We start from the raw sequence: 17,229 nt of genomic DNA on the forward strand, positions 1-17,229 counted from the left end.
ACCTCTGCATGTGTTCTGGGTGGCGCGTGCCTCGGTGGTGTTGTTCTCTTTTTTCTCCCCCCCCCCTCCCCCCCTTTCCCCTCGCCCCCCCCCGTTCGACCCCCCCCCCCCCGCGACCGCCCGGTAGCCTGGCGCACGCGGGCCAGTAGCTCAGCCGGTCAGAGCAGCGGACTCATAATCCGTCGGTCGTGGGTTCAAGCCCCACCTGGCCCACCGCGCCGTCGCTCCTGCGCGGCCCACGCACCGCCGCACCCGGGACCGACCGCGGGCACCCGCGCGGCCCCGCCCCTCAGCAGAGGGACGGGGCCGCGCGCCGTGCGGTCAGGGCCGGTCGCCCCGACGTCGTGCAGGTGCGTCCTCGAACGTCAGGACGCCGTGCAGGTGGCGGTCGCGCCGGTCGGGGCCGGGCCGCTGCCGAGGAACCCGGCGGTGGTCGTGGCGCCCGCAGCGAGCTTGCCGTTGTAGGCCTCGCTCGTGATGGTGCTGCCCGAGAGCTTCCCGTTCCAGGCCTGCGTGATCGTCGCGCCGTTCACCGTGGCCGTCCAGCCGTTGATCGCCGCCGAGCCGGCCTTGATCGTGAGCGTGCCCTGGTAGCCGTTGCCCCAGCTGCTGGCGACGGTGACCGTGGCCGTGCAGGCGCCCGTGGGCTGCGGGGTCGCCGTGGGCGTCACCGTCGGCGTGGGCGTCGGGTTCGGCGTCACGGTCGGGGTGGGCGTGGGCGTCGGGGTGACCGTCGGGGTCGGCGTGGGCGTCGGCGTCGTGGTGCCACCGCCGATGTTGATGTCGCTGCACAGGTAGTACGGCTGGTCGAGGTGGCTCGCCTGCCAGATCGTGAACAGCACCGCGCGTCCGGTGTGGGCGCCGAGGTCGACGTCCGCCTGGTACTTGCCCGCCGGGGCGTACCGGCCGGTCTGCGTGACGAGGTCGAGGTCGTCCCAGCCGAGCCGCTCCGTGGTGGGGTCGAAGCCCGCCTTGGAGACGTAGATGCGCAGGTAGTCGGCGCCGTGCTGCGCGCCGTCCGTGAGCGTCAGCGTGAACTTCTGCGCGACGCCCTTCGCGACCCAGTTGCCGGGCGTGTCCATGTAGTCGTACCGCGGCGAGAAGGTGCGCCCGCCGCTGCAGAGCTGACCCTCCGGGATCGTCGCCTCGTGCCGGCCGCCGACACCCTCGCGGTACAGGCCGTTCCAGTTCCACATCGCGTTGGGGTCGTGCTGCCACGCACCCCAGCACATCGGGTCCTTCTGCTGCATCGTCGGGTCGAGGTGGTTGTCGCCCCAGCGCTCGAGGCAGCCGTAGTTGCGCGTGGGCGGGTCGGTGACCGACCCGTGGGCCGCCGCGGGCGGGGCCATGACCGCGACCGCGACGAAGGGCGCGACCAGGGCGAGGGGGAGTGCGAGGGCGAGCCTGCGCAGACGGGGGCGTACGGACATGCATCCTCCAGGTGCTCGGGTGAGCGGACCGGAGCGGGACGGCGAGGGGCGCCGCACCTCACGCGGGACGCACGCACCACGATGTGCCGACGTGCCCCGCGACGGTGCTCCCAGCTCCTGGGCCGGTTCGCTCTCGACCGTCACACGGGCCCCGAGGGAGCGGAAGAACCCGAAGCGTTTATGCGACCGAGCCCGGCCGCGCCCGCGCCGACGCACGCCGCGAGACTGTCAGCCCTTCGGCGCCTGCGCCTGGAAGCCCTCGGCCTGCGTGCCCTCGTCGGCGACGCGCACTCCGTACCGGTAGGCGAGCTTGCCGCCCAGCCAGCCCGACGCACCGAGGGTCGCCAGCGCGATGAGCGAGAGGACGAGCGGCACCGTGCTGATCGCGTCGCCGTCCTCGCCCTGTCGCAGCCCGAGGTTCACGGCGTAGAGCACGACGACGACGACGTTCAGCGTCATGTGCGTGAGCGCGGTGCGGTGCGCCTTGGTCCGCTGCGGGATCGTCATGAGGTCGAGGAACCCGACGACGGCGGCGAGCAGCGCCCCGACGATGCCGATGCCGATGAGCCACGTCGCGCCGGTGACGAACGCGGAGCCGTCGGTCGTGATGCGGGAGACGAGGTCGAACACCAGGCTCGCGACCCAGGCACCGATCGGCACCGTGACGAGGATCGGGTGGAACGGGTGACCGTACGGGCCGGCGAGGGCGTTGCGCGGCTGCTTGGCGCGGGAGGGCGAGCTGGTCGTCACGAGCGTCTCCTTGGGTCCCGGTGGTGCGTCACGCCGAGTATCGCCCGGGGTGGCACGCCCCGCAGGGGGAGCGACCGCGTCGCGGGAGGTCAGCGGCTCCCGGTCCCGGACGCCTCGACCGGCTCCGACCCGAGCGCGTGCCCGAGCAGCGCGCCGGCCTCGGCTCCGGGGAGCGCCCGCGCGTACAGCCAGCCCTGGGCGTTCGCGCAGCCCATCGACCGCAGCCGGTCCGCCTGCGAGGGCGTCTCGACGCACTCGGCGACGACCTCGAGCCCGAGCACCCGGCCCATCTCGACGATGATCCGCACGAGCTCGGTGGTCTGCTCGACGACCTCGAGCTCGCGGATGAACGCGCCGTCGATCTTGAGCGCGTCGACGGGGAACGTCCGCAGCGCGTTGAGGGAGGACTGCCCGGTCCCGAAGTCGTCGATGTGCAGCCGCACGCCGAGCGCCCTCAGGTCCGTCATCACCTTCCGCGCGACGGCGGGGTCCGCCATGATCACCGACTCGGTGATCTCGAGGATCAGGCTGTGCGCGGGCACCCCGTGCCGGGCGAGCGAGTCGGTCACGGTCCGCAGCAGGGCGGGCGCCCAGAACTCGCGGTGCGAGAGGTTGACGGCGACCGCGACCGGTCCCGGGTAGTCCTGGGACCAGGCGGCGACCTGCCGGCACACCTCGTCGACGACCCAGCTGCCGAGCGTCACGATCGTGGCGTTGTCCTCCATGGCGGCCAGGAAGTCCCCCGGCAGCAGGAGCCCGCGCTCGGGGTGCTCCCAGCGCACGAGCGCCTCGAAGTGCTCGAGACCCGACCCGTCGAGCGGCACGACCGGCTGGTAGTGCACCACGAACTCGCTGCGGGCGAGGGCGGTGCGCAGCTCGCCGCGGGCCCGCAGGCGGACCGTGGCGCGCACGTGCATCGTCGGGTCGAACACCGACGCGGAGCCGCGCTCGCTGCCCTTGGCGTCGTACATCGCGATGTCCGCGTCGCGCAGCACGTCCTCGGGGTCCGTGTACTCCCCGGACGACGTGGCGACCCCGACGCTCGCGGTGACCTCGACCTCGTGACCGGCGAGCTCGACGGGTGCGGAGATCCGCTCCTGGATGCGCTGCGCGATCGCGAGCAGCTCGTCGGGCTCGGGCTCGGACAGCAGGACCGCGAACTCGTCCCCGCCGAAGCGCGCAGCCGTGTCGACCGCGCGGACCTGCGTGCGCAGCCGCTCCGCGACGGCGAGCAGGAGCTGGTCACCCATGAGGTGGCCGAGCGAGTCGTTGACGAGCTTGAACCCGTCGAGGTCGAAGAACAGCACGGCGAACCTCGAGCCGGGGTCGCGGCGGTGCTGCTCGACCGCGGCCGTGAGGCGCTCGAGGAAGAGCCGCCGGTTCGGCAGCCCGGTCAGGTGGTCGTAGAGGGCGGCCGCGCGCAGGCGCTCCTCGAGCTCCTTGCGGGGGTGGATGTCGCTGAGGGAGCCGACGAGCCGGGCCGCGCGTCCCGAGGGCCCGGTCGCGACGCCGAGGCCGCGGCTGAGCAGCCAGTGGTAGGTCCCGTCGGGCCGTCGCACGCGGTACTCGACCTCGACGGGGACCTCGGGTGAGTCGAGCGCCTGCGCGAACGAGGCGCGCACGCGCTCCTGGTCCTGCGGGTGGGTCACCTCGGTCCAGCGCTCCATGCGTGCGGGCGCGTCGGGGTCGAGCCCGAGGAGCTGACGCCCCCGGGGTGAGACGTACATGGCGCGCGTCCCGAGGTCGAGCTCCCAGAGGCCGTCGTTCGCGGCGCGCGCGGCGTGCGCGTACCGGGCCTCGCTCGCGCGTGCGCTGAGTGCGAGCTCCTCGCCCTCGAGCACCGAGCCCAGGAGCGTGGCCCAGTGGTGGTACGCCTCGTGGCTCGACCGGGAGTTCACGACGCCGAGGACGGCGAGCAGACCCCAGCGCCGGGCCGGGGTCCGGACCGGGACGACGAGGCACACCTCTCCCTGCGCGCCGTCGGCGGCCCCGACGAGGTCCGACGGCGGGAACCTGCGCCAGTCGAGCTCCGCGCCGACGTGGTGGTCGAGGAGCCCGTCCGGGTCGTGCACGCCCGCGAGCCGCAGCGGCGCACCGGGTGCGGCGTCGTCCCACAGCGCGAGCAGTCCCGCGCGCGAGTGGGTCTGCGCCAGCCAGCCGAGCCCGCGTGCCGCGTCCGCGTCCGCGCGGAGCAGCGCCGCCGCGACGTCGGACCCCTCGAGCACGTGGTCCGCGAGGGCGTGCGCCCGCTGCACCGACCCGTGGTTCTGCAGCCGCCAGAGCGCCGCGGCGACCCGGCTCAGCGCGGCGGGGTGCGGGCTCGCGCCGGCGGCGGTCCCCGTGCTCATGAGCCGCTGGACGTGCTCGGTGAGCACCGAGGTGACCCGGTGCAGCGCGTCGTCGCCGGGCGCGGAGCCGCGCATCAGCGCGAGCAGCCCGTCGACGTGCGCGTCGGTCAGGTCGTCGCCGAGCCGCAGGAGGCGCTCGAGATCGACGGCGAGTGCCGCCGTCGCGTCGGGAGCCACGGTGCCGGGGTGCCGCCCGGCGAGCAGCGTCGACAGGGTGCGGTGGAGGTCCTCGGGCTGCACGGGCACGACCGCGGCGCGGGACGCCGGTGCCGGACGCGAGGTCAGGACGTCGTCGCGGCACCCGCACGAGCCGCGCGGGACGACCACGGTGGCCGCCGCGACGTGGCTGCCCGCGGGCACGTGCTCACCGCGCAGGGCGCGCATGACGAGCGAGCCGGCCAGCGCACCGACCTCGTCGAACCGCTGGTGCACGCTCGACAGGCTCGGGGTCGCGTACGCACCGTGCTCGACGTTGTCGAACGCGAGGACCGCGACGTCCTCGGGCACGCGCACGCCCGCGGCGGCGAGCCCGCGGATGAGTCCGATGGCGTTGTGCCCGGACGCGGTGACGACCGCGTCGGGCCGCTCGGGGCGGCGGAGCAGCTCCCGGGCGGCGTCCTCGCCCGCGGCCTCCGACCAGTCCCGCGCCACGACGAGCAGCTCGTCACTCGGGGCGAGCCCGTGGGTGGTGAGCGCGTCGCGGTACGCGAGGTGACGCTCGTGGTAGTCGTACTGCCGCAGGTCCCCGACGAAGCCGATCCGGCTGTGCCCGTGCGCGCGCAGGTGCTCGACGGCCTCGTGGATCCCGCCGTGGTTGTCCGGCAGCGCGACGGGCGCCTCGACGCCGTCGACCCGCTGGCTCGTGAGCACGACGGGCTTGCCGAGCTCGAGCATCCGCGCGAGGAAGGCCGCGCTCGCGCTCAGGGCGATCGTGACGACCGCGTCGGCCTCGTCCCACGCCACGGACAGCGCGGTCTCGCCGACGACCGTCTCGTCGAGCTCGGGCTCCTCCGGTGCGGTCTGGGCCACGACGACGCGACCGCCCTGCGCGGTGACCTCCCGCACCAGCCCCGCCAGCAGCTCACCGTGGTAGAACCCGCCGATGTGGCGCGCGAGCGCGAGGACGGTCCAGGTGTGCGGCACGTGACTCCTCCGGGTGCGAGCCACGTGTGGGCTCCTCGGGAGGACCATCGGCACGTACGGGGGTGACTTGAGCGGAGAGCCGCAGGTCAGGGGCCGTGCGGGGGGCTTGGGCGGCCCGGTGCGGACGCGCGGGGACCGGTCGTTCGGCGACCGCGCGGCCGGCGGCTGGGGCGGGCGACCCGTCCCGGTGGCGGCGGGGGGAAGCGGCGGGGGGGGGTGACGCGGCCAGGGGACAAAGCGGATGGTGACGCGGCCGGGCGTGACGTGCGTCTCTGCGGCGCGGGAGTGCGCGGACAGCGTTCGGGCGCCTCACCCGCACAAGATGAGGCGCCCGTCACCCGCCGTGGTCACCTGGCGACCCGCCCCGCTCGCGCCTGGGCGTTGGGTCAAGGGTAGGACGAATCGGCCAGGAGGGCGAGAGATCGTCACGGATACGTCTGCTCCGGCCCAACGCGGGCCCGCGTTGCGGTCAGGATGCGCGCCGATACGCGCCGTGTTATAGGCGCCGTCGAAGCGCGTCGATTCACCCGAACGGCCCCCAGGCCGGGTCGTTTCACCCTCGGGGGGTTGTTGCGAAGTTGTCCGGGTTCATGCATAGTTGAGGACGTCAGCGAGAAACGGCAAACCCGCCGCAAGGTGGGGACGCAAAGCCACGGGGCCTCAGGGGTCAGCCGAGCTACCGAACGACAGGAGAGTTGCCATCATGGCCATCACCACCCCCAACCGTTCCGAGTCCACCTCGATGCCGGGCGCTCTGCTCACCCCGGGTGAGGTCGCAGCGATGTTCCGGGTCGACCCGAAGACCGTCACGCGCTGGGCGCAGGCCGGCAAGCTCTCGGCCGTCCGGACGCTCGGTGGGCACCGCCGCTTCCACGAGAACGAGGTCCGCCAGCTCCTCACGGGCGTTCCGCAGCAGCGTTCCGACGTCTGATCGCTCGGCCGCGCGTCGCGCACAGCCTTCTCGCCGAAAGGCCCGGGGAATATCCCCGGGCCTTTTGTCGTGCACCCGTCCCATTCACGTGACCTGGGCCACGTCGATGCGCGGGCGTTGTTGGTGAACCGCGGAGGTGCAGGCGGCACGGGCGCGGGGGAGCGAGGACGGCGGCGGGCCGGAGGGGAGCACCGGGCCGCACGGTGTCCACCCCCGACCGCCGGAGTGCCCGAGTCGGACAGCCCCGCATGAAACAATCGTGGGCATGGCGATGAGAGAGATCCGCACGGTCGGCGACCCGGTCCTGCGCACCCCCTGCGACCCGATCACGACCGTCGACGACCGGGTGCGCTCGCTCGTGACGGACCTGCTCGAGACCGTCGACCACGAAGGTCGGGCCGGCCTCGCCGCCAACCAGATCGGCGTCGGGCTCCGCGCCTTCTCGTGGAACATCGACGACGAGATCGGCTACGTGCTCAACCCGCGCATCGTCGAGCTGTCCGAGGACTACCAGGACGGCGACGAGGGATGCCTCTCGGTGCCCGGCCTCTGGTACCCGACGAAGCGCGCCTGGTACGCGCGCGTCGTGGGCGAGGACCTCGACGGTCATGAGGTCGTCGTCGAGGGGACCGAGCTCATGGCTCGCTGCCTGCAGCACGAGGTGGACCACCTCGACGGGTACCTCTACCTCGACCGGCTCGAGCGGTCGGTGCGCAAGAAGGCGATGCGCGCGATCCGCGACCAGCTCTGACACCGGTCGCGGCGCCGGGCGGGTGCGCCGGGCCCGGGGCAGGCCCGGCGTCGCCGCCGCGGTCCCGGTCCGTGATCCCGACCTATCGGGGCGAACCGTGACCGAACGCCCGGCGGGCCGGTGCACGTCCGGGTGGCGGGGCCGGATTCGCTGGCGTCCGGGCGACCGGATCATGCATGCTGTCACCAGCACGCCGCGAGGCCGTGGTGCACTCCGTTCGCGGGACGAGGTCGTTGGGGAAGACGAACCTCGAGCCGTCAGGAGGGCGACATGGCAGGTGCGATCACCCGCGGTGTACTTTTCGTGCACTCAGCGCCACGTGCGCTCTGCCCCCACATGGAGTGGGCGGCAGGCAACGTGCTGGGCACACGCGTGTCCCTGGACTGGACGCCGCAGCCCGCGGCGCCGGGGATGTACCGGGCGGAGCTGTCTTGGCAGGGTGCCCAGGGGACGGGCGCGCGCCTGGCCTCGGCGCTGCGCGGGTGGACCCACCTGCGCTACGAGGTGACCGAGGAGTCGAGCCACGGCACCGACGGCTCCCGCTGGAGCCACACGCCCGAGCTCGGCATCTTCCACGCCCAGACCGACGTGCACGGCAACGTCGTCGTACCCGAGGACCGCATCCGCGCGGCCCTCGTGCACGCGGCCGACCCGGCTCGTCTGCGCGCCGAGCTCGACCTCGCGCTCGGGCAGGCGTGGGACGACGAGCTCGAGCCGTTCCGCTACGCCGGTGCCGGCGCGCCCGTGCGCTGGCTGCACCGGGTCGGCTGAACCGCCGGCGACGGCTGCCACGCCCCCGACGGCAGACCCGTCGGTCCCGGCTCACCCGCTCGCGACGGCCGACCGGCCGACAACGGCTGGGCCGCGACGCCGGCGGCGCCACGCACGACGACGCCCGGTCGCCGCACCCTCACGGGTCGCGGCTGCCGGGCGTCGTCGTGTGCTGTCAGGCCGTCGTCGTGTGCGGGTCAGGCCGTCGTCACCACGAGGGCGACGTTGTGGCCACCGAAGCCGAACGAGTTGTTGATCGCGGCGAGCTGCCCCTCGGCAGGCAGAGCCCGCGCGGTGTCGCGCACCAGGTCGAGCACGAGCTCCGGGTCCGGGTCCGTGACGTTGATGGTCGGGGGAGCCGTGCGCTCGTGGAGCGCGAGCACCGTGAAGATCGTCTCGAGCGCGCCGGCGCCGCCGAGCAGGTGACCCGTCATCGACTTCGTCGCCGAGAGCGCGACCTGGTCCGCGGCCGAGCCGAGCACGTCACGCACACCCCGAGCCTCGATGAGGTCGCCGACGACCGTCGACGTGGCGTGCGCGTTGACGTGCCGCACGTCCGCCGGGTCGATCCCGGCGTCGGAGAGGGCCGAGCGCATCGCGGAGATCTGACCGCGCCCCGACGGCTCGGGGGACGTCAGGTGGTAGCCGTCGGCGGACAGGCCGACGCCGGCGATCTTGGCGTAGACGCGCGCGCCTCGGGCGGCAGCGTGCTCGGCGCTCTCGAGCACCACGATGCCGGCACCCTCGCCGAGCACGAACCCGTCACGCCCGGTGTCGTACGGCCGGGACGCGGCGGCGGGGTCGTCGTTGCGCGTCGACAGCGTGCGCGACGCCGCGAACGCCGCGAGCGGCATGGGGTGGATCGCGGCCTCGGTGCCACCGGCCACGACGACGTCGGCGCGACCCGAGCGGATCATCTCGACGGCGTACCCGATCGCCTCGGCGCCCGACGCGCACGCCGAGACCAGCGCGTGCGCGCCGGCGCGGGCGCCGAGCTCGAGCTCGACGTACGCGGCGGGGGAGTTCGGCATGAGCATCGGCACGGTCATGGGCAGGACGCGGCGCCCGCCCTTCTCCCGCAGCGTGTCCCACGCGTCGAGCGTCGTCCAGATGCCGCCGATGCCCGAGGACACGACGGTGCCCAGGCGCTCGGGGTCGACCTCGGGGCTGCCCGCGTCGGCCCAGGCCTCGCGCGAGGCGATGATCGCGTACTGCGCCGAGGGGTCCATGCGCTTGATCTCGGGGCGGGACAGGACCGCGTCGGGCGCGACCTTGAGCTGCGCCGCGAAGCTCACGGCGATCTCGTACCGCTCCGCCCAGTCGTTCGAGAGCGGGCGCGCGCCGGACTCGCCCGCGAGGGCGGCCTGCCAGGTGCTCGGGACGTCACCACCGAGGGGAGTGGTGGCGCCGAGGCCGGTGACGACGACGTCGGTGACGGGGCTCATGGGTGCTCCAGTTCGGGGCGGTGGCGGGAGGGACGTCCGGGCGCCCGGCCCGGGCGGGTGGTGCGCCGTGGGTGGGCCGGGCGGCCGGCTGCGTCGTGCTGCGTCCTCGGGGGAGCGCGGACCGGGGGCGTTCAGGTGAACGGCGCCCGGTCGGGCTGTGCTCGGCCGGTGGTGCGGGCCGAGCGGTGCTCAGCCGGCGGGGTGCCGGCCGAGCGGCGGGCTCAGGACTGGGCGCCCGAGATGAACGAGACCGCGTCGCCGACCGTAACGAGGTTCTTGACCTCGTCGTCGGGGATGCGCACGTCGAACTTCTCCTCGGCGAGGGTGACGATCGTCATCATCGACAGCGAGTCGATGTCGAGGTCGTCGGTGAAGGACTTCTCGGGCAGGACGGAGTCGGTGGGAAGGCCCGTCTCCTCGCTGACGATCTCGGCCAGTCCGGCCAGGATCTCCTGCTCGCTGTGCGCCATCGGTGTCTCCTTGGTTGGGTGCTGCTGGGACGTGCTGGGGGTGCTGCTGAACTGTGCACGGTACCGCCGTGCGGCGGACCCGCGGTCGGGCCGGTCGCGTGTCGGGAGCCCCGTGGGGGCGGCTCCCCGCGCCGGGATCAGGGCAGGACGACGACCTGCGCGGCGTACACGAGCCCCGCGCCGAAGCCGATCTGCAGCGCGATGTCCCCGCTCTTGACCTGGCCCTCCCGGAGCAGGCGCTCGGTCGCGAGCGGGATCGAGGCCGCCGACGTGTTGCCCATGTCGGCGATGTCCCGGCCGACCGCGACCGTGTCGGGGAGCTTGAGCTGCTTGATCATCTGGTCGATGATCCGCATGTTCGCCTGGTGGGGGATGAACGCGTCGAGGTCGTCGATCGTCAGCCCGGCGGCGGCCACGGCCTTCTGCGCGACGGGCGCCATCTGCCAGACGGCCCACTTGAAGACGCTCGCACCCTCCTGGCGCAGCGTCGGCCAGCCGTGCTCGCCCGCCTCCTGCCACGAGTGCGTCTGGCGGATGAGCTGCGCCTGCCCGCCGTCGGACCCCCAGACCGTCGGGCCGATGCCGGGGGTGTCGGAGGGGCCGATCACCACGGCGCCGGCGCCGTCGCCGAGCAGGAACGAGATGCTGCGGTCGGCCGGGTCGATGAAGTCGCTCATCTTCTCCGCGCCGATCACCAGCACGTTGCGCGCGGCGCCCGAGCGCACGAGCGCGTCGGCCTGGCCGACGCCGTAGCAGTACCCGGCGCACGCGGCGGAGATGTCGTACGCCGCGGCGGGTGTCGCGCCGACCCGGTCCGCGACGATCGCCGCGCCCGCGGGCGTCTGGTGGAAGTAGGTGACCGTCGACAGGATGACCGCGTCGATGTCCGCGCCCGTGAGCCCCGCGTTCGCGATCGCCTCGCGGGCCGCCTCCTCGGCGAGGTCGAGCACGTCCGTGTCCGCCTCGGCGCGGCGGCGCGTGACGATCCCGGTCCGCTGGCGGATCCACTCGTCCGAGGACTCGATCGGCCCCACGATGTCGTCGTTCGGCACGACCTTCGAGCCGCGCGCGGCGCCCAGCCCCAGGATCCGCGTGTGCGCGGGGCCGGTCGCCTGCGTGAGGGTCGGACGGGTCACGAGGCGTTCTCCTGGGTGCTCGGGGACTCGGCCGCGCTGCTCGCGGGCGAGGAGGTGTGGCGCAGCACGAGGTCGCGCGCGGCGTCGAGGTCGGCCGGGGACTTCACCGCGACCGTCTCGACCCCGCGCAGCGTACGTCGCGCGAGGCCCGTGAGGACACCACCGGGGGCGAGCTCGAGCAGGCCGGTGACGCCGAGCGCGACCAGGGTGTCCTGGCACAGGTCCCAGCGCACCGGGGCCACGATCTGCTGCGCGAGCCGTCCGAGCACCTCGGCGCCCGAGCCGTGCGGGCCGGTCGCACCCGGCAGGTCGCCGTAGGCGCGACCGTCGGCGTTGGACAGCAGCACGGTCCGCGGGTCGTGCGCCGCCTGGCCCGCGGCGGCGGGGGCGAACGCGTCGAGCGCGGGACGCATGAACTCGGTGTGGAACGCCCCCGCCACCTGGAGCGGGATCACGCGGGCCTTGGCCGGCGGGTCCGCCGCGAGCGCTGCGAGGGCGTCGAGGGCGCCGGCCGCGACGACCTGGCCGCCCCCGTTGACGTTGGCGGGCGTGAGGCCGGCGGCCGCGATCGCGGCGAGGACCTCCTCGGGGTCGCCGCCGACGACCGCGCTCATCCCGGTCGGGGTCGTGGCAGCGGCGCGGGCCATCGCGGTCGCGCGCTGCGCCACGAGACCGACCGCGTCCGCGTCGTCCAGCACCCCCGCGACAGCGGCAGCGGCGAACTCGCCCACGGAGTGGCCTGCGGTGACGTCGGCGATCTCGGGGGCCGTGTGCCCGCCGAGGCCGTCGAGCACCGCGTGCAGGGCCAGCAACGACGTCGAGACGATGAGCGGCTGGGCGACGGCGGTGTCCCGGATCGTGTCGGCGTCCGAGGTCGTGCCGTGCGCGGCGAGGTCGAGCCCGGCGGCGCGGGAGAACCCGTCGAGGCGCGCGGCCGCCCCGTCGAGCTCGAGCCACGGGCCGAGCATTCCGGGGGACTGGGAGCCCTGGCCAGGGCAGACGATGGCGAGCACCTGTCCACTGTGCCCTGCTTGTCCCGCCGGCACGGCACACGACGCGCACCAACCTCGACGAACGACGTTGTGCCGATCCTACAAAGGCTCAGGAGCCGGCGGCCGACTCACCCAGACGGCCCAGCGCGAGCGCCGTCTGCAGCACGTACGCCTCGCGCGGGTCGAGGGGGTCCCAGCCCGTGACGTCCGCGACCCGGCGCAGGCGGTAGCGGACGGTGTTGGGGTGCACGTACAGCACGCGCGCCGCGGCCTCGAGCGACCGGCCCGCGCCGAGGTACGCCGAGAGGGTCTCGAGCAGCGAGCCGGTCGCGGCGACGAGCGGCTCGTACGCCTGGGCGACCAGCGTGCGCCGCGCCGTCACGTCACCGGTGAGCACCCGCTCGGGGAGCAGGTCGTCAGCGGGCACGGGCCGCGGGGCCTGCTCCCAGGCGGGCGCCGCGACGAGGCCGGCGAGTGCCGCGCGCGCCGAACGTGCCGCGTCGGCGAGGTCGCGGACGACCGGACCGATGACCACGGGCCCGGGCCCGAAGCGCGGGAGCAGCGAGGTGGCGGCGGTGCGCAGGTCCCGCTCGCCGCCCAGGATGACGACGAGCCGGTCGCCCTGGATCCCGACGAGGGCGTCGTCCGCGGCCCGGCGGGTCGTGCGCCGCAGGTCCGCGGCGCGCACGTCGTCGAGGACCGAGGACGTCGTGCCGACCATGACGAGCGTCGAGCCTCGGCCGCTCCAGCCGAGCGCCGCGAGCCGCGAGCGCAGCGCGTCGTCGACCTCGCCCCGGACCAGGGCGTCCACGACGAGCGCCTCGAGCCGCGCGTCCCATGCCCCGCGCACCTCGGCGGCCCGGGCGTAGACCTCCGCGGCCGAGAACGCGACCTCGCGCGAGTAGCGCAGGACCGCCTCGCGCAGGTCGCGTTCCCCGCCCGGCGCCGCGAGCTCGTCGCTGTGCGTCTCGACGACGTCGACGACGACCCGGACGAGCTGGAGCGTGTGCTGCAGGGAGATCGACCGCGTGAGCTCCGGGGGAGCGGCGGCGAAGATCTCTCCCACGCCGTGCGGCGGTGCCGACCGGTCGCCGAACCACGTGACGAACGCCGTGATGCCGGCCTGCGCGACGAGCCCGACCCAGGAGCGGTCCTCGGCGGGCAGCGTGCGGTACCAGTCGAGGTCCTCGTCGAGCCGGCGCATGGCCGCCGCGGCGAGCAGGCCGTTGCCGTCCCGCACGCGGCGCAGCGTCTCCGTCCCGGTCGGGCACGGTGCGTCGCTGCCACGGGGCGCGGCGGGCGGCGGGGTCGCCGCCGCGGTGCGGGTCGACGTCCCGGGCTCGCGCGCCGAGATGCGGGTGCGGGGCGGGGCCATCGGGCGAGCATACGGTCCGCCGTTGTGGGAAGTCGACAAAGACCGAGGCCGTCGAGACCGCGGATCCGGGCCCCAGCCCGGGTGCGCGGGCGAGCCAGCGGATATTGTCGCCTCATGGCCCTTCTGCCCCGGCTCCGCCAGCTCATGCGACGACCGACGTCGGCATCGAGAGTGGGCGCACGGCGCCCGACCACGGCCACGCGCCGCGGGGACACCCTGCACGAGGACGCCCTGCGCTCGATGCTGAGCGACGACCCGAACAACGAGCGCGCGTTCAGCGCGCTCGCGGAGATCGTCCGCCGTCGCGCCGCCGAGACCTCGCACGACGGCGACCCGCTGAGCGCCCCGACCGACGAGAGCGAGCGCCAGCGCGCCGCCGACCTCGCGGTGTGGTCGCTCGGCGAGGAGCTCGCCGGCAACCCGCGCGCGTGGTACCCGCTCATCGAGGTCGCCCGCCTCTCCGTGCGCGACGACCACGAGGGGACGCTGCGCCGGCTCACGACCGCCGCGGAGCGCGACCCGAGCGGCCAGGCGCTCGCCGCGGGTCTCGGCGTCCTGCGCGACGCGGGCCTCCCGGTCGACGCGCTGTCCCTCGGTGTCGGCCACTGGCGTCCCCGCGAGCACGACCCGGAGATCGCGCGCCAGCTCGTGCTCGCCGCGCTCGAGGCCGACCGCCCGTTCGAGGCGAAGCAGCACCTCGCGTCGCTCGACCTCTACCCGGACGCGCGAGCCGTCGCCGACCTGCGCGTCGAGCTGGGCCGGGCCATCGCGCAGGCCGAGCAGCGCACGCCCGGCACCTGACGCGACACTGCACCGACGAGGAGGGGCCCGGCGGTGATCCGCCGGGCCCCTCCTCGTCTCCGTCAGCGCCTCACGGCACGCGCGTCAGGACTCCCCGCCCGCGTTGCCGGACGTGCCCGCGGTGACGTCGTGCAGCCGGTACCGCTCGATCGCCCGGGCCGGGGCGTCGTGCGCCACGTGCCCCTCGCGGGCGAGCTGCTGGAGCACCCGGACGACGACCGAGGGGCCGTCGATCTTGAAGTGCCGCCGCGTGGCCGGCCGCGTGTCCGAAAAGCCGAAGCCGTCGGCGCCGAGCGTCGCGTACGTGCCCGGGACCCACTGGCGGATCTGGTCGGGCACGAGGTGGTCGAAGTCGCTGACCGCGACGAACGGGCCCTCGGACCCGCGCAGCTTCGAGGTGACGTACGCCTCGTGCTGCTCCTCGCCGGGGTGCAGGAACGCCCGCTCGTCAGCCCGCAGGCCGTCGCGCCGCAGCTCGTTCCAGCTCGTGACCGACCACACCGCGGCGCGCACGCCCCAGTCGTTCGCGAGCAGCTCGCGCGCCTCGAGCGCCCACGGCACCGCGACACCCGACGCGAGGATCTGGGCGCGGGGCCCGTCGCCCTCGGCCTCGGCGACGCGGTGGATGCCGCGCAGGATGCCCTCGACGTCGACGCCCTCGGGCTCGGCCGGCTGCAGCATCGGCTCGTTGTACACCGTGAGGTAGTACAGGACGTCCCGGTCGCGACCCGAGTCGGGGCCGTACATGCGGTCGATGCCGTCGCGCACGATGTGCCGGATCTCGTACCCGTACGCCGGGTCGTAGTGCACGACGTGCGGCATGGTCGCCGCGATCACGGGCGAGTGCCCGTCGGCGTGCTGCAGGCCCTCGCCGGTCAGCGTCGTCCGTCCCGCGGTGGCCCCGATGAGGAAGCCGCGGGTCATCTGGTCGCCGGCGGCCCAGAACTGGTCGCCCGTGCGCTGGAACCCGAACATCGAGTAGTAGAAGTAGAACGGCACGAGCGGCTCGCCGTGCGTCGCGTACGAGGTGCCGACCGCCTGGAACGCCGCCGCCGAGCCCGCCTCGTTGATGCCGGTGTGCATGATCTGGCCGGCCTCGGACTCCTTGTAGGAGAGCATGAGGTCGCGGTCGACCGCGAGGTAGTGCTGGCCCTGCGTGTTGAAGATCTTGGCGCTCGGGAAGATCGCGTCGAGGCCGAACGTGCGGGCCTCGTCCGGGATGATCGGGACGATCCGGTGGCCGAACTCCTTGTCGCGGACGAGGTCCTTGAACAGGCGCACGAGCGCCATCGTCGTGGCGACCTCCTGCGTGCCGGAGCCCTTGGCGAGCCCCTCGTAGACCTTGTCGCCCGGGACCTGCACCGGGACGTGCTTCTCGCGGCGCTCCGGCACGTACCCGCCGAGCTGGCGGCGCCGGTCGAGCATGTACTGGATCGCCGGGTCGTCCGCGCCGGGGTGGAAGTACGGCGGCAGGTACGGGTCGGCGTCGATCTGCTCGTCCGTGATCGGGATGTGCAGCGAGTCGCGCAGCGCCTTGAGGTCGTCGCCCTTGAGCTTCTTCATCTGGTGCGTCGCGTTGCGTCCGGCGAAGCCCGAGCCCAGGCCGTAGCCCTTGATCGTGTGCGCGAGGATCACGGTCGGCTGCCCGGTGTGGGCGCGCGCCGCCGAGTAGGCCGCGTAGAGCTTGCGGTAGTCGTGCCCGCCGCGCTTGAGCGCCCAGATCTCGTCGTCCGTCATCTTCTCGACGAGCTGCTTGGTGCGCGGGTCACGGCCGAAGAAGTGCTCGCGCACGAACGCGCCGTCGTTGGCCTTGTACGTCTGGTAGTCGCCGTCCCGCGTCTCGTTCATGAGGTTGACGAGCGCGCGGTCCTTGTCGGCGTTGAGCAGGACGTCCCACTCGCGACCCCAGATGACCTTGATGACGTTCCAGCCGGCGCCGCGGAACTGCGCCTCGAGCTCCTGGATGATCTTGCCGTTGCCGCGGACCGGGCCGTCGAGGCGCTGCAGGTTGCAGTTGACGACGAACGTGAGGTTGTCGAGGCCCTGCTGCGCGGCGAGCTGCAGCATGCCGCGGCTCTCGGGCTCGTCCATCTCGCCGTCGCCGAGGAACGCCCACACGTCCTGCTGGCTGGTGTCCTTGATGCCGCGCAGGTGCAGGTAGCGGTTGGTCCACGCCTGGTAGATCGCCGACGCCGGGCCGAGGCCCATCGAGACCGTCGGGAACTCCCACAGCGTGGGCGCGAGCCGCGGGTGCGGGTAGGACGGCAGGCCGCCGCCGGGGTGCGAGAGCTCCTGGCGGAACCCGTCGAGCTGGTGCTCGGACAGGCGGCCCTCGAGGAACCCGCGCGCGTACACGCCGGGGGAGGCGTGGCCCTGGAAGTAGACCTGGTCGCCGCCGCCCTCGTGGTCCTTGCCGCGGAAGAAGTGGTTCAGGCCGACCTCGTAGAGCGTCGCGACGGACGCGTACGACGAGATGTGCCCGCCGACCGCGACGCCGGGACGCTGCGCGCGCGTGACCATGACGGCCGCGTTCCAGCGGATCCACGAGCGGTAGCGCCGCTCCATGACCTCGTCGCCGGGGAAGTACGGCTCCTCGTGCACGCCGATCGTGTTGACGTACGGCGTGTTCAGGGACGTCGGCACCGCGATGTTGCGCTCGCGTGCCCGCTTGAGCAGGCTCAGCAGCACGTAGCGTGCCCGCGGCCCGCCGCGGTCGTCGATCAGGCCGTCGAGCGACTCGACCCACTCACCGGTCTCCTCCGGGTCGAAGTCGGGTACCTGGCTCAGCAGGCCGTTGATGAGCGGCCCTCTTTCGTCGGTCGAAGCCACCAGCGCTCCTCGCCTCTCGTTCGCGGCGGCGCCTGGTCGGCCCCTGCGCGCACCTGG

The 17,229-nt window shown here is 73.9% G+C and carries 13 protein-coding genes, 1 tRNA gene and 1 riboswitch; of the genes, 5 read left to right on the top strand and 9 right to left on the bottom strand.

Annotation, left to right across the window (positions count from 1 at the left end):
- Window positions 1-139: 139 nt before the first annotated feature.
- A tRNA-Ile gene (locus ACWFNE_RS07830) sits at window positions 140-213 on the top strand.
- Between the two features lie 152 nt (window positions 214-365).
- On the opposite strand, the gene ACWFNE_RS07835 is transcribed toward ACWFNE_RS07830, so the two are convergent.
- The 3 genes from ACWFNE_RS07835 to ACWFNE_RS07845 form a co-directional block, all read right to left on the bottom strand.
- Window positions 366-1,430 carry a lytic polysaccharide monooxygenase gene (locus ACWFNE_RS07835; protein ID WP_452121867.1) on the bottom strand — a complete coding sequence of 355 codons (1,065 nt, stop codon included), beginning with the start codon at window positions 1,428-1,430 and terminating at the stop codon, window positions 366-368.
- Window positions 1,431-1,658: 228 nt separating this feature from the next.
- Window positions 1,659-2,180 carry a DUF2231 domain-containing protein gene (locus ACWFNE_RS07840; RefSeq protein WP_452121868.1) on the bottom strand — a complete coding sequence of 174 codons (522 nt, stop codon included), beginning with the start codon at window positions 2,178-2,180 and terminating at the stop codon, window positions 1,659-1,661.
- An 89-nt stretch (window positions 2,181-2,269) separates the two neighbouring features.
- Window positions 2,270-5,671: an EAL domain-containing protein gene (locus tag ACWFNE_RS07845; RefSeq protein WP_452121869.1), complete on the bottom strand. Its 3,402-nt coding sequence runs from the start codon at window positions 5,669-5,671 to the stop codon at window positions 2,270-2,272.
- A 609-nt stretch (window positions 5,672-6,280) separates the two neighbouring features.
- A riboswitch (cyclic di-GMP riboswitch) is annotated at window positions 6,281-6,355 on the top strand.
- Window positions 6,356-6,413: 58 nt separating this feature from the next.
- On the opposite strand from ACWFNE_RS07845, the gene ACWFNE_RS07850 reads away from it, so the two are divergent.
- From ACWFNE_RS07850 to ACWFNE_RS07860, 3 genes are all read left to right on the top strand, one after another.
- On the top strand, window positions 6,414-6,602 hold the full coding sequence (locus ACWFNE_RS07850; RefSeq protein WP_034625178.1) for a BldC family transcriptional regulator: 189 nt from the start codon (window positions 6,414-6,416) through the stop codon (window positions 6,600-6,602).
- A gap of 265 nt (window positions 6,603-6,867) precedes the next feature.
- Window positions 6,868-7,353: a peptide deformylase gene (gene def / locus ACWFNE_RS07855; RefSeq protein ID WP_034625130.1), complete on the top strand. Its 486-nt coding sequence runs from the start codon at window positions 6,868-6,870 to the stop codon at window positions 7,351-7,353.
- A gap of 270 nt (window positions 7,354-7,623) precedes the next feature.
- On the top strand, window positions 7,624-8,124 hold the full coding sequence (locus ACWFNE_RS07860; protein ID WP_034625127.1) for a DUF3145 domain-containing protein: 501 nt from the start codon (window positions 7,624-7,626) through the stop codon (window positions 8,122-8,124).
- Between the two features lie 197 nt (window positions 8,125-8,321).
- Here ACWFNE_RS07860 and fabF read toward each other — a convergent pair whose 3' ends face one another.
- The 5 genes from fabF to ACWFNE_RS07885 form a co-directional block, all read right to left on the bottom strand.
- Complete coding sequence (fabF, locus tag ACWFNE_RS07865) at window positions 8,322-9,569, bottom strand: beta-ketoacyl-ACP synthase II (protein WP_452121870.1); 1,248 nt, start codon at window positions 9,567-9,569, stop codon at window positions 8,322-8,324.
- 221 nt (window positions 9,570-9,790) lie between these two features.
- Window positions 9,791-10,039 (bottom strand): acyl carrier protein, encoded by a 249-nt coding sequence (locus ACWFNE_RS07870; protein ID WP_258723611.1) that lies wholly within the window; start codon window positions 10,037-10,039, stop codon window positions 9,791-9,793.
- A gap of 137 nt (window positions 10,040-10,176) precedes the next feature.
- Window positions 10,177-11,175 carry a beta-ketoacyl-ACP synthase III gene (locus ACWFNE_RS07875; protein ID WP_452121871.1) on the bottom strand — a complete coding sequence of 333 codons (999 nt, stop codon included), beginning with the start codon at window positions 11,173-11,175 and terminating at the stop codon, window positions 10,177-10,179.
- Window positions 11,172-12,188 carry an ACP S-malonyltransferase gene (locus ACWFNE_RS07880; RefSeq protein WP_452121872.1) on the bottom strand — a complete coding sequence of 339 codons (1,017 nt, stop codon included), beginning with the start codon at window positions 12,186-12,188 and terminating at the stop codon, window positions 11,172-11,174. The genes ACWFNE_RS07875 and ACWFNE_RS07880 overlap by 4 nt, the downstream gene beginning before the upstream one ends.
- Before the next feature lie 88 nt (window positions 12,189-12,276).
- On the bottom strand, window positions 12,277-13,542 hold the full coding sequence (locus ACWFNE_RS07885; RefSeq protein ID WP_452121873.1) for a PucR family transcriptional regulator: 1,266 nt from the start codon (window positions 13,540-13,542) through the stop codon (window positions 12,277-12,279).
- A gap of 114 nt (window positions 13,543-13,656) precedes the next feature.
- Between ACWFNE_RS07885 and ACWFNE_RS07890 the strand changes: the two genes are divergently transcribed.
- Window positions 13,657-14,343: a hypothetical protein gene (locus ACWFNE_RS07890; protein ID WP_452121874.1), complete on the top strand. Its 687-nt coding sequence runs from the start codon at window positions 13,657-13,659 to the stop codon at window positions 14,341-14,343.
- An 84-nt stretch (window positions 14,344-14,427) separates the two neighbouring features.
- On the opposite strand, the gene aceE is transcribed toward ACWFNE_RS07890, so the two are convergent.
- Window positions 14,428-17,172, bottom strand: coding sequence for a pyruvate dehydrogenase (acetyl-transferring), homodimeric type (gene aceE, locus ACWFNE_RS07895; RefSeq protein ID WP_452121875.1), 2,745 nt, complete (start codon window positions 17,170-17,172; stop codon window positions 14,428-14,430).
- Window positions 17,173-17,229 lie beyond the last annotated feature (57 nt).

Source organism: Cellulomonas sp. NPDC055163 (assembly GCF_053607065.1).

Excerpts from the sequence above, each read along its gene's own strand:
- def (WP_034625130.1), top strand. The coding sequence starts at position 6,868 with ATGGCGATGAGAGAGATCCGCACGGTCGGCGACCCGGTCCTGCGCACC.
- fabF (WP_452121870.1), bottom strand. The coding sequence starts at position 9,569 with ATGAGCCCCGTCACCGACGTCGTCGTCACCGGCCTCGGCGCCACCACT.
- ACWFNE_RS07885 (WP_452121873.1), bottom strand. The coding sequence starts at position 13,542 with ATGGCCCCGCCCCGCACCCGCATCTCGGCGCGCGAGCCCGGGACGTCG.
- ACWFNE_RS07870 (WP_258723611.1), bottom strand. The coding sequence starts at position 10,039 with ATGGCGCACAGCGAGCAGGAGATCCTGGCCGGACTGGCCGAGATCGTC.
- ACWFNE_RS07860 (WP_034625127.1), top strand. The coding sequence starts at position 7,624 with ATGGCAGGTGCGATCACCCGCGGTGTACTTTTCGTGCACTCAGCGCCA.
- ACWFNE_RS07850 (WP_034625178.1), top strand. The coding sequence starts at position 6,414 with ATGCCGGGCGCTCTGCTCACCCCGGGTGAGGTCGCAGCGATGTTCCGG.
- ACWFNE_RS07835 (WP_452121867.1), bottom strand. The coding sequence starts at position 1,430 with ATGTCCGTACGCCCCCGTCTGCGCAGGCTCGCCCTCGCACTCCCCCTC.
- ACWFNE_RS07890 (WP_452121874.1), top strand. The coding sequence starts at position 13,657 with ATGGCCCTTCTGCCCCGGCTCCGCCAGCTCATGCGACGACCGACGTCG.